Here is an 11,560-nt window from a genome sequence, read left to right on the forward strand (position 1 = left end):
AGATCGACCTGCGGTACGTCAACCCTAACCGGCGATCCGGCGAGGCGGTATGTCGAGAGAATCACGCGAACGTGTCGTGTCGGCTCCGCTCTGTTTCGGGTAAGGAGTGAGGTTCACTCCGCCCGGTACACCGGTCGGCGTCCGGCGGTCGCCCCGATAGGGTGGTCGGCGTGCTGCCGATGCGAGCCGCCCTGGCGGGCACCACCGGGAACGCGATGCTGATGGGCCTCGCCGAGGTCAGCACGCCGGTCGGCTGGGTGCTGCTGCCCGGCCTGCTCGGCGTCTCGGCCCGGCCCCGGGTGGCGGCGCTGGTGTCGGCGTGGGCGGGCGTGCTGGTCGCGCTATCAGTCGTCGTACCGGTGATCCCCGGCCACCGCAGCGACCCGCAGGCGCTGCTCGCCTCGGCGGCCGGCCTGGCCGCGGTGCCGGTCCTGGCCTGGGCCCGCCGCCGGACGCGTACCGCGACCGTGGCGCGCGCCGCCGCGCCGCCGGACGTCGCCGTGTTCACCGTGCCGGCCGGGGCCGGGAGCGCCGCGCTGGCGATCTGCGGCACGGCCGGCGAGATCGGCGCCGCCGTCCCGGTCCGCGGCGGTGGACTGCGTGTCCTGCTCGGCACGGTCAGCGGCGCCGCGCTGGACACCCCCGCCGGACGCCGGGCGATCGAGCAGGCGTTCCGCCGGGCCGCCGCCGGACCGCGGCGCACAGTGCCGCACCTGGTCGACGCGCTCGACCGGGTGGTACGCGATCTCGCCCCGGCGGGTCACCTGCGTGCCACGATCGTGGACGTGGACCGCGCCGGGGCGGTCCGGGCGGTGCGGTGCGGATCGCCGGATCTCGTGGTCGCAGCCGGGAACCGCGCCGAACCCGCCGGGGTGCCGGACGGGCCGGCGATCGGGTCGACGGAACCGGCCGGACGCGCCACGCCCGGCCCGGTCACCGGCCGCCGGATCGCCGTCGTCGGCACCGGCTTCACCGACGCGCACGGAGAGCGCTGGTTGCGCGTACTCGATCAGGTGGCCGCAGGCGACGACCCGGCGCGGACGGCGCAGCTGCTGACCCGCGGCCCTCGCGGCGGGCGGCGGACCGGCCCGGCGCTGGTGATCGACCCGGAACCACAGTCGCGGGGATGACCGGCGGACCGGCCGGACCCGCCGCCTAGGCTGGTGCGGTGGGCCGGCGTCCGGTGCCGGCCCCGTCCGGGGAGACCGCGATGACCGACAACGTCCGCCGGCCGGCACCGGTGGCGGGCGGCGAGGACGAGCAGTGGCTGGCCGAGGTGGCCCGCGAGGCGGGTGCCGACGCGGGCGGCGTGCCGGTGGAGCTGCTCGGCGACTACCTGCGGCTGCTGACCGACGCGGCGGTGACCGGCCGCCGTCCCCGCCGAGCCGAACTCGACGCGGTCGGCGCGCTGGGCCGGCGCGCGGCCGAGCAGGGGATCTCCGCCGGCCGCGCGGTACGCCTCTACCTGTCCGCGGCGCGGCGTGTCTGGCGGCAGCTTCCCCACCTGGACCGGTCCGACGACAGCGAGGCGGTCCGCGCCGCCGCCGACGCCGTCCTGCACGTGGTCGACACCGCCGTGGCCACGCTCGCCGAGGGGTACGCGGTGGCCCGCCGGGAACTCGTCCGGCGCGAGGAGTCGCTGCGAAGGGAACTCGTCGACGACCTGCTGCGCGGCGACTCCGACCTGGGCGGGCTGGTGGAACGGGCCGAGCCGTTCGGCCTGGACCTGGCCCGGGTGCACCAGGTCGCTCTCGCCGCGCCCGGCCGGCGGCTGCCGGACACGGAGGCGGCGATCAGCGCGCTGGAGCGGGTCATCTTCGACCGGCTCGGTGACCGGGACGTGCTGGTGGCCACGAAGGAAGGGCTGCTCGTGGTGGTCGCCCCGGCGGACCCGGTCACCGCCGACCGGGGCCGCGGCGCCGGAGCGACCGGCAACCTGGGCACGCTGATGCACGGCGAGCTGGACCGGCTGGTGCGGGGCCGGCCGTGGCAGGTGGCGGTGGGCCGCCCGCACCCGGGCGTCTACGGCATCGCCCGCTCGTACGAGGAGGCCCGGGAGGCGCTCACCACGGCGCGGCGCCTGCACAGCGAGGCATCCGTGATCGATGCGCACGACCTGCTGATCTACCGGGTGCTGCTGCGCGACCAGCCCGCCATGGTCGACCTGGTACGGGCGGTGCTGACGCCGCTGGCCCAGGCGCGCGGCGGCGCCGAGCCGCTGCTGGACACGCTGAACGAGTACTTCGCCTGCGGCGAGGTGTCGACCGAGGCCGCCCGCCGGCTGCACGTGTCGGTGCGCACGGTCACCTACCGGCTGGCCCGGATCCGGGCGTTGAGCGGCTACGACCCCGCCGACGCGCGGGACCGGTTCACGCTGCACGCCGCCGTGCTCGGCGCGCGGGCGCTGGACTGGCCGCGCCGGCCGCTGCCGGCATAGCGCCGCCGCCGGTCCGGGTCCGCCGCCGGTGTGACAGGCGGCTCAGGCCGGTACGGCGACCAGCTCCGGGAAGCCGAGCAGGTTGGCCAGGGCCGACGCCTCGTCGCGGGTGAGGGTGAGCGTGACCATGCGGTCCGGGTCGTCCGGGTCGTCGTGGACGACGTCGCGCCGGCCGCCGACCTGGTAGTCGATCACGCCGATGCGGCGGCCCTCCTCCGTGGTCAGCGTGTGCCGGACCCCGATGCCGGGGAGGGTCGTACGTTCGATGATCACGGGGACCTCCTTCGGACGCGGCCGCCGTGGGGCCCGCCGGAGCCGGCCGGCGCTAGGGCGACGCGGTGGACGTTCGAGCTGAGCTCGCGTTCTCCATGTGTCAACCATAGCCACGGGGGACGGGCGGATCCGGGTTCCGGCCACCGGCAATCATTGCGCCCTTTGTTGGCCGGTGGCGTGCACTGCCGCGCGTGGTGTTCCAGGCGACGCTGGAGGTCCGAGGCGGTACCCGAGCAGCGAGGAGGTGGTGAGCATGACCCGCACGTCGATGGCTCCGCCACCGGTGTCCGCCGGACTCCTCGCGTCCCGATCTGCGAGCGGCGACCAGAAGCGCGTCTGAGCCCCCGGCCGCCGGCGTCGTCGAGTGAATCCGACGCCCGCGGCCCCGGCCACGCCCCTTCCCCGCACCGTCCACCGCCCGGTTGGGCACCCTGATCCGAGAGAGGTCGGTATGCCGCACCTTGTCACAGCCATTCGCCCTCCGGCCCGTACCGGCATGCTGATCGGCCGCTCCCACGGCAGCCGCCCGCCGGTCACAGTCGACGCGGCGCCGATCGCCGTGGACCTCGGCAGCAGCCTGCTGCGGATCTGGCTGGGACCGGGCCGGACGCTGAGCGTCCCGCTCGGTCACGGCCTGCGCAGCCCGGTCGTCCGGCGCGGCCGGATCGTCGACGGTCCGGCCTGCGTCTCCGAGCTGCGCCGGATCCTGCGCGACCACCGCACCCCGGTCCCGGTCGGGGCGCTCGTCGTGGCCTGCCGTCCGGTGCTCGCCGCGCCGGCCGAGCAGGAGGCGACGCGCCGCGTGCTCACCGCCGTGCTCGCGCCGTCCCGGCTGCTGTTCCTCGACAGCGTCCGGGCGGGCGCCATCGGCGCCGGCGCCGCCGCCGGCACCCTGCTGGTCGCCGACATCGGCGCCCAGCTCACCGAGGTGGCGCTGCTGGAGGACGGCCGGGTGGTCGCCGCCCGCCGGGCCGAGGTCGGCACCCGGGACCTCAACCACGCGACGACCGCCGCCATGCTCGCCGACACCACCTCCCGGCTGGTACGCGAGCTGCGTCAGGACGCGACACTGCGGCCTCTGGTCCGCGACGCGCTGGCCCGTGGCCCGATCGTCATCGGTGACGGCGCCACCCGGCCCGACGTGACCGCCCGCCTGGTCGCCACGCTCGGCGCGACGGTGCACCGCGCCGCGTCACCCCGTACCGCCGCGCTGACCGGCGCCGGTATGGCCGCCATCTCGGCCCTGCGACACCCGCACGACACCCAGCGCCGCCCGGAAAGGAGCGCCTGATCATGACGCACGCCCTCGACCGCACCGACACGTTGCGCGAACTGCTGGACCGGCAGTTCGGCGAGTACACCGACCAGCTCACCGAGCTGACGCTGCACACGCGGCAGCCCGACTACGGCGGCCACGACCCGGACACGCTGCGCCGGCTGATCGAGACCGCCCGGCAGGGCGTCGCGGACACCGCCCAGGCGCTGAAGCGGATGTCCGAGGGCACGTACGGCGTCTGCGAGCGGTGCGGGCAGGACATCCCGACCGCCCGCCTGGAGATCCTGCCCTCGGCCCGCTTCTGCGTGCCGTGCCAGCAACGCCGCTGAGCACGCACGGGGCTGTCGGGGCAGGCGCCGGCCGGTAGCGTCACCGCCATGGATGTCGATGACGTCGCCGGCCGGCTCGGCGTGCCCGCCGAGGAGGTCGACCGGGTTCACCGGCTCGCCGGTGACCGGCCCTCCGCGCCGCTGCCCGACCGGGCGGACGCGCCCGCCCTGCTGGCCCGGCTCGCGGTCCGCCCCGACGACGCCGCCGAGATCCTGGCGGGCTGGCCGGAGCCCGGCTCGCCACTGTGGACCCCGGAGCTGCGCTGGCTGCTCGACCGCTCGATCGCCCTGGTCCGCGCCGACCTCGGCGGCCACGCCTGGCTACCGCCCGGCCCGGCGCTGCCCCGCGAACGGGGCCCGGCCTGGCGGCACCTCTACACGTACGCGTACCTCGCGCTGGTCGACGTCGTCCGGGCCTACCACAGCGACCACGGCGTCCCCGACGACGTGTCCTGGGCGACGCTCGCCGACCTGGGCAACAACCTCGCCGTCGACAGGCGGATGAACGGCGAGGGCTGGCCGGTCATGCAGTGCTGGCTGACGCTGCACGCGCGCGGCGGCCTCTACGAGCTGGGCCGGCTCCAGCACCAGCGCGGCGACGCCGAGGCGATCGACCTGCACATCCCGGACGCCGGACCGCTGACCCCGGAGGCGGTCGACGCGTCGCTGGACCGGGCCCGCGCGTTCTTCCCGCGCCACTTCCCCGGCGAGCGCTACACCGCGTTCTCCTGCGGCTCCTGGCTGCTCGACCCGCAGTTGCGCGAATACCTGCCGGAGGACTCCAACATCGTCCGGTTCCAGCGGCGGTTCACGCTGGAGCCCTACCAGGAACAACCCGGGCTGGACGGCGACGTCGAGGTGCTGCGGTTCGTGTTCCGCACCCTGGACACGCCGCTGGACCGGCTGCCGCGCCGTACCGTGCTCCAGCGCGCGGTCATCGACCACCTCCGGGCCGGTCGCCACTGGCAGTGGCGCCGGGGCCGCTTCCCCATGTAGTCACGTCAGCGGCCGCAGGCCGCCCCGGTCCGGACCGGGATGCGGCGGCAGCGGCGCTCCGCGGGCCAGCCAGGCGTCGAGCGCGGCCTGGTCGCCGAACAGCAGCACCGGCGGTCCGGCCGGGTCGGCCGCCCAGGCCCGCAGGCGTCGGCGTGTCCGGCCGAACCCGGTCAGGTGCCACACCAGGATCGAGTCCCGGGACAGCACGCTGCGCAGCGTCTCCCGGTTGCCGTTGCAGATCAGCTCCCCGCCGGCCAGCCGCTGCAGCGTGCGCCGCAGCAGCCGCCGGAACGAGACCCCGCGCGGAAGGTCCAGGCCGATCACCAGGTCGGCGCGGCCGAGGACCACGTCCCGCCAGCCGTGGTACGCGCCGTCGAGGATCCAGCTGTCGCGCCGGCAGATCGCCTCGATCCGGCGACGCTGCTCCGCCACCGGCACCTCGACCCAGCCGGGCTCCCACAGCAGGTCGTCGACCGGATGCCAGGGCAGGCCGAACCGCTGCGCCAGATGCGCGGCGAGCGTCGACTTGCCGGAGCCGTGGATCCCCTCGACCAGGATGCGGGCCGGGGCGGTCATGGCAGCAGCGTAGGCACCGCGCGCACCCGGTGCGATCCGGGCGGCCCGGTCAGTGCGCGACGGCGACCGCCGGCGCCGCCTCCAGTCCGGCCAGCTGGGACGGCCGCACGACCACCAGCAGCACCACCAGCGCCGCCACCATGCCGCCGGCCACCACCAGCGCCATCGCCACCGCGCCGGTGCCGAGCACGCCCACCAGCGGCGCGGCCACCGCGCCCACGCCGAACTGCACCGCACCGAGCAGCGCGGACGCGGTGCCGGCCGCCTCGCCGTGACGGGACAGCGCCAGCGCCGGGGCGTTCGGCATGGCCAGGCCCGCCGCCGCCAGCACCAGCCACAGCGACACCAGCAGGGCGGGCAGCCCACCGAAGCCGGTCGCGGCGAACACCACCAGGGCCAGCCCGGCCACCGTGCCCGCCACCAGCGAGGTCACCAGGATCCACTGCGACGGGTAGCGCCGCAGCAGCCGCACGTTGTACTGGGTGGCGCCGATCAGGCCGATCGCGCCCGCGCCGAACGCCAGGCCGAACTGCTGCTCGTCGAGCCCGTACCCGTCCTGGAGGACGAACGACGAGCCCGCGACGTACGCGAACAGCGCGGCCATCGCGAGCCCGGCGACCAGGACGAGGCCGACGAAGACCCGGTCCCGCAGCAGCCCGCCGTACGTCATCACGGTCGCGACGACTCCGCCGCGCCGGCGGCGCGCGGGCGGCAGCGTCTCCGGCAGCGCGAGTGTGGCCAGCGCGACGAGCAGCACCCCGAAGACGGCCAGGACCACGAAGACACCGCGCCAGTCGGTCCACCGCAGCACGCCGCCGCCCAGCGTCGGGGCGAGGACCGGTGCCGCGCCCATCACCAGCAGCAGCCGGGACAGCATCGTGGCGAACGCCGACCCGGTGAACAGGTCACGCACCACAGCCATCGCCACCACAGCGGTCGCGGCGACACCGAGGCCCTGCACGACGCGCAGGACGCCCAGGACGGCGATGTTCGGGGCGACCACGCACAGCGCCGACGCCACGATGTGCAGCAGCAGACCGGCGATCAGCGGGCGGCGCCGCCCGACCGCGTCCGACAACGGCCCGATCAGCAACTGCCCGACGGCGAGCCCGGCGAGCGTGCCGGTGAGCGTCAACTGGACCGCCGCCGACGTGGTCGCGAAGTCGGTGACGATCGCGGGCAGCGCGGGCAGGTACATGTCGATCGTCAGCGGACCCACGGCGATCAGCGAGCCGAGGACCAGCACGAGCTTGAGCCGCCGGCTCCGGCTCATCAGGTCGCCCGGGGTGGGCGTCGGGGCGGCATCGGTCGTCTGGGGCGTCCCGGCCCGGTCGTGCGACCGGGCGCGGGAGGGTGCGGCACTCACACAGTGAGTCAAATGCGCCCCCGGTGATCACATTCCCGTCCCGGCGAGAGGTAACGCAGGTCACGCGCCCCGGGCGGGCCTCCTCACCGTTGCAGCGCGTCGCCGAGCGCGGCCAGGTACGCCCCGGCCTGCGCCCCGTTGACCAGCCGGTGGTCGTAGGCCAGGCCCAGGTCCGCCACCGTGCGCTCGCGTACCCCGCCGTCGCCGTCGAGCACGACCTCGCGGTGCACGTCCGGCACCGACAGGGCGCAGGTGACGCCGGGCGGGATGATCGGCCGGGCCACCGTGACGCCGGGTGTGTCGTTGAGCGCGACCAGGAGGTTCATGCCGGCCATGTCCTCCTCGCGGAGCCGGCCGCGCAGCGCCTTCATCCGCAGCGCGACCACGGCGTCGGCGAGGTCGCCGAGGTCCAGCCCGGCCGCGTCCCGGATCACCGGCAGGAACAGTCCGGTGCCGACGTCGACGGTGAGCCCGATCGACGGCGCTTCCGCGTCGAGGATCAGGCCGTCGTCGGTGAGCCGGGCGTAGAGAGCGGGGAACCGCTCGTGCAGCGCGGCCACGGCGGCGATGACGACCTCGGTCAGGCCGACCGCGGCGCCGGTCTCGTCGGCGGCGCGGCGGGCGTACGCGAGCGCGGCCGTCACGTCGACGCGCACGGCGGTGAAGGCCACCGGGATCTCCCGGTGCGAGGTGGCCACCACGTCGGCGATGCGGCGCTGTGCGGGTGGCAGCGGCCGTCCCGGCGGCACCGGGGCGGGCACAGCCGGTTGCGGCACGGGGGCGAACACAGCCGGCAGCGGCACCGGGGCGGGCAGGATCCGGCCGATGGGTGCGCCCGGCGCACAGTCGGCGCCGGCGGCCACGTCCTGGCGCAGCACGCCGGCCTGTGTCGCGGCCAGCTCCTCGATCGCCTTGGACGTCTCGACCGCCGCGACCGGCTCACCGGCCTCGACCGTGGCGCCGTCTGAGACCAGCCATTCCAGCAGCACGTAGCTGTCGTCGTTGGGGTTGAGCCGGGGTACGTCCACCGGGACGCCCGACGGCGCCGCCGAGGTCGGATCCGGCGGCGGCGGACCGGCAGGTGAGTGATCGGTGCGCGGCACCGGAACCGCGGCGGGCAGGCGCATGATCCGGTCCAGGATCGCCTCCGTGCCGAGCAGCACCGTCCGTTCCAGGTGCGGCGCGGACGGGATGACCCGGTCGGCGGAGCTGACCAGCTCGACCGGGCCGCGCAGCAGCGGCCAGGCCTCGGCGTGCAGGCGGGCGGCGACCTCGCTCCCCCACGTACCGCCCGCGGTGCTCTCCTCGGCGACGATCACGCCGTGCGCGCCGTCGAGCAGGTCGCGCAGGCCGTCCACGTCCACCGGGTAGAGCCGCGCCGGGACCAGCACCTCGACCGTACGTCCCCGCTCGGCGGCCCGGGTGGCGGCGGCTATCGCCCGGTCGGCGACCCCGCCCGGCGCGATGACGAGCGTGGGCGCGCCGGTGGCGTCCGGGTCGTGGACGCGGGCCCAGTTGCCGTCCGCGCCGCGCAGTTCGAAGGCGAGGCGGTCGTCGACGCGGCCGTCCACGTACCGCCGCCGGGTGTAGAGGACCTTGTCCTCGAACAGCATCGCCGGTTCGTCGCGGCGCAGCGCGGCGGCCAGCACGTCGGCCGCGTCGTGCAGCGGGGACAGCTCGTAGAGCGCGAGGTGCGGGATGCCGATGAAGTGCTTCTGCGGGCTCTGGCTGTGCGTCGCGCCGTAGCCCCGCCCGCCGCCGACCGGGCAGCGGATCACCACCCGCATCGGGGTGCGCTCGCCGTACATGGCGACGGACTTGGTGATCAGGTTGAGGATCGGGTCGAAGGCGAGACCGGCGAAGTCCCCGAACATGATCTCGACGATCACCGTGTCGCCGCACAACGCCAGGCCGCCCGCGACGCCGGTGATGCCGTTCTCGCTCAGCGGCGTCGACAGCACCCGGTCCGGGTATGCGGTGGAGAGCCCCTGGGTCACCTTGAACGCCCCGCCGTACGGGTCGGCGACGTCCTCCCCCAGCAGCCAGGCCCGCTCGTCGGCGGCGAACAGCGCGTGCAGGGCCCGGTTGAGGTTGCGGCTGACCCGTTCGGCGCGCGTCACGCCGCCGCTCCGCGCGCAAGCGGCCGGGCCAGCACCTCGGCCGAGACCTCCGCGACCCGCTGCCGGGCCCGCGCGTCGGCGGCCGCGAACCGCTCCGGGTACGCCTCGGCGTACCGCTGGAGCCAGTCGAGGCGGCGCAGCCGGTCGAGTTCGCCGGTGGGCCGGGTGTCGTCGCCCTTGCTGTGCGGGCCGAGCCGGACCGTGTGCTGCACGAGCACGTGCGGCGTCCGGGTGGCGCGGACCCGCTCGACGTGCGGCGCGGCGGCGGCGCGTACCTCGGTGAGGTCGAGCGATTCGGACTCGCTGACGGTGATGCCGAACCCGGTGACCCGGCCGGCGATGGTGCCGGCGAGCTGCGCGGTGGTCGGGGTGGACTGGGCGATCCGGTTGTGCTCGACCACCACGAGCAGCGGCACCCGCCACAGCGCGGCCATGTTCAGCGCCTCGTAGACAGCGCCCTCGCCCCAGGTCCCGTCGCCGATGTACGCCACCACCATCGCGTCCTGCCCGGTGCGGTTGAGGTGCAGTCCCACGCCGACAGCGGCGGGCAGGCTCTCCCCCTGCACGCCGGTGGACAGGAACCGGTCCCGGCGCAGGTGCTGGCTGCCGCCGTACCCGTGGCACACCCCGCCCTCGCGGCCGAGCAGTTCCGCCAGCAGGCCCTCCGGGTCGCCGCAGTGCGCCAGGTAGTGCCCGTGGCCGCGGTGATTGCTGAACACGAAGTCGCCGGTCAGCAGCGGGGCCAGCGCGACCGGGACGTACTCCTGGCCGAGGCAGGTGTGCGTGGTGCCGGCGAGGTGACCGTCGGCGTACAGGCGCAGCAGGTGCTCCTCGAAGCGGCGGATGAGCAGCCCCGCGTCGAGGTCGGCGTCGTCGAGCGGGGCCGGCGCGGCTGTCACTCCGGCACACCCCGCTGGGCGAGCAGCGCGCGCAGGTCGGCCACCGACCGCACGGTCCGGATCTCCCGGGGCGTCAGCGAGATCCGGTACGCGTCCTCGACGGCCGCGACGATCTGGAGGTGACGCAGGCTCACCCACGCCGCGGTGGTCGCGGGGCCGGTCTGCGCGTCGACCTGGTCGACGGGCAGTTCCAGCACGTCGGCGACGAGCCGCACCAGCCGGCTGGACATGCTCATACCTCGATGATCGTACAGGCCCAGTGGGTGCCCCGGCCCAACGAGATCAACGCGACCCGGTCGCCGTCGTGCAGCTCACCGGCGTCGAACAGGCGGCTCAGTCCGAACAGCTGGTCCGCCGCGCCGAGATGCCCGTACTCGGCCGCCAGCTCCCGGTTGGTCCGCTCCGGCGGCACCTTGTGGGCCTCGGCGAGCGACGTCATGGCGCGTTCGTTGTCGGCGACCAGGATCAGCCGCGCCAGGTCGGCGACTGTGACGCCGGCCCGCTCGCAGGCGCGTTCGGTGACCCGCACCATCCGCTCGTCGAGGTGGCGGGCGTACTGCGCGAACTGCTCGGGGTCGTAGTCGAAGAACTCCATCACGTGCCACACGTCGCGGGCGGCGGGCGGCTCAGCGCCGGGTGCGAACGGCGCCGCCGCGCCACCGCCGTCGAGCCGGTAGAACCCGGCGTAGCGGCCGTCGGTGGCCGCCTCGGTGACCTGCCAGCGCAGCCGGGGATGCCCGCGCCGGGCCACTGTGGCCACCGCGCCGTCGGAGAACACCATCGGCTGGGTGTCCATCCGGTTCCAGTACGCCTCGCAGGTCCGGTTCGCGGCCACCACGAGCGCGGTGGCGTACTCCGGGTGGGTGGCGAACTTGCCGGCGACGGTGTCGAGGCTGAGCACACCGGTGGTGCACGCCTGGGTGAGCAGCACCGCTTCGGCGCCGGCCGCGCCGAGCCGGTACGCCAGGTCGGCGGCGGCGTCCCAGTAGAGGTGTTCGGTGAGGTCGGTGACGGCGAGCACCAGCAGGTCCACCTGCGCGGCGGGCAGCGTGGCGGCGTCCAGGGCCCGGCGGGCGGCCCGCTCGGCGAGGTCGGTCAGGCCGACGTCCGGCGCGGCGCGGTGCACCCGCCGGTAGCCGTACCCGAGGACGCGGTTGACGTCGTCGGTGTACTGCGCCACCACGTCGGCGACGGGCGCCGGGTCGCCGAGCGCCTCACCGAAGGACACCAGCCCGAAGCTCATGCTCGACCGTCCCGCCGCAGATCCGCCGCTGCTTACCATTCCCCC

Annotated in this window: 12 protein-coding genes; 5 read left to right on the forward strand and 7 right to left on the reverse strand. The window is 75.4% G+C overall.

Annotation, left to right across the window (positions count from 1 at the left end):
- The first annotated feature begins 179 nt into the window (after positions 1-179).
- Both FB454_RS22860 and FB454_RS22865 read left to right on the forward strand, forming a co-directional pair.
- Positions 180-1,130 carry a hypothetical protein gene (locus FB454_RS22860; RefSeq protein ID WP_114921250.1) on the forward strand — a complete coding sequence of 317 codons (951 nt, stop codon included), beginning with the start codon at positions 180-182 and terminating at the stop codon, positions 1,128-1,130.
- 80 nt (positions 1,131-1,210) lie between these two features.
- Positions 1,211-2,437 (forward strand): PucR family transcriptional regulator, encoded by a 1,227-nt coding sequence (locus FB454_RS22865; RefSeq protein WP_013285821.1) that lies wholly within the window; start codon positions 1,211-1,213, stop codon positions 2,435-2,437.
- 42 nt (positions 2,438-2,479) lie between these two features.
- Here FB454_RS22865 and FB454_RS22870 read toward each other — a convergent pair whose 3' ends face one another.
- Positions 2,480-2,710 (reverse strand): cation:proton antiporter regulatory subunit, encoded by a 231-nt coding sequence (locus FB454_RS22870; RefSeq protein ID WP_013285820.1) that lies wholly within the window; start codon positions 2,708-2,710, stop codon positions 2,480-2,482.
- A gap of 451 nt (positions 2,711-3,161) precedes the next feature.
- On the opposite strand from FB454_RS22870, the gene FB454_RS22875 reads away from it, so the two are divergent.
- Genes FB454_RS22875 through FB454_RS22885 form a run of 3 tightly spaced genes read left to right on the forward strand, consistent with a single transcriptional unit; the run spans position 3,162 to position 5,311 of the window.
- On the forward strand, positions 3,162-4,001 hold the full coding sequence (locus tag FB454_RS22875) for a rod shape-determining protein (protein WP_013285818.1): 840 nt from the start codon (positions 3,162-3,164) through the stop codon (positions 3,999-4,001).
- Positions 4,002-4,003: 2 nt separating this feature from the next.
- Complete coding sequence (locus FB454_RS22880) at positions 4,004-4,315, forward strand: TraR/DksA family transcriptional regulator (RefSeq protein ID WP_013285817.1); 312 nt, start codon at positions 4,004-4,006, stop codon at positions 4,313-4,315.
- A 48-nt stretch (positions 4,316-4,363) separates the two neighbouring features.
- Complete coding sequence (locus FB454_RS22885) at positions 4,364-5,311, forward strand: acyltransferase domain-containing protein (protein ID WP_123109794.1); 948 nt, start codon at positions 4,364-4,366, stop codon at positions 5,309-5,311.
- Here FB454_RS22885 and FB454_RS22890 read toward each other — a convergent pair whose 3' ends face one another.
- The 6 genes from FB454_RS22890 to FB454_RS22915 all read right to left on the reverse strand — a co-directional run bounded on the left by FB454_RS22890 (position 5,312) and on the right by FB454_RS22915 (position 11,515).
- Positions 5,312-5,887 carry a P-loop NTPase family protein gene (locus FB454_RS22890; protein WP_071095465.1) on the reverse strand — a complete coding sequence of 192 codons (576 nt, stop codon included), beginning with the start codon at positions 5,885-5,887 and terminating at the stop codon, positions 5,312-5,314.
- A gap of 49 nt (positions 5,888-5,936) precedes the next feature.
- A complete protein-coding gene (locus FB454_RS22895; protein ID WP_145823478.1) occupies positions 5,937-7,160 on the reverse strand; it encodes a multidrug effflux MFS transporter in 1,224 nt (407 codons plus the stop codon).
- Between the two features lie 176 nt (positions 7,161-7,336).
- Positions 7,337-9,373, reverse strand: a complete 2,037-nt coding sequence (locus FB454_RS22900) for a 2-oxo acid dehydrogenase subunit E2 (protein ID WP_145823449.1) — start codon at positions 9,371-9,373, stop codon at positions 7,337-7,339.
- Positions 9,370-10,272 (reverse strand): thiamine pyrophosphate-dependent dehydrogenase E1 component subunit alpha, encoded by a 903-nt coding sequence (locus tag FB454_RS22905; RefSeq protein WP_145823450.1) that lies wholly within the window; start codon positions 10,270-10,272, stop codon positions 9,370-9,372. The genes FB454_RS22900 and FB454_RS22905 overlap by 4 nt, the downstream gene beginning before the upstream one ends.
- On the reverse strand, positions 10,269-10,508 hold the full coding sequence (locus FB454_RS22910; RefSeq protein WP_018786864.1) for an acyl carrier protein: 240 nt from the start codon (positions 10,506-10,508) through the stop codon (positions 10,269-10,271). Before FB454_RS22910 ends, FB454_RS22905 begins: the two co-directional genes overlap by 4 nt.
- Entirely contained in the window at positions 10,505-11,515 is a 1,011-nt protein-coding gene (locus FB454_RS22915) for a 3-oxoacyl-[acyl-carrier-protein] synthase III C-terminal domain-containing protein (RefSeq protein ID WP_013285810.1), read from the reverse strand. The genes FB454_RS22910 and FB454_RS22915 overlap by 4 nt, the downstream gene beginning before the upstream one ends.
- Positions 11,516-11,560 lie beyond the last annotated feature (45 nt).

The sequence above is a fragment of the Micromonospora sp. CNZ297 genome, assembly GCF_007827625.1.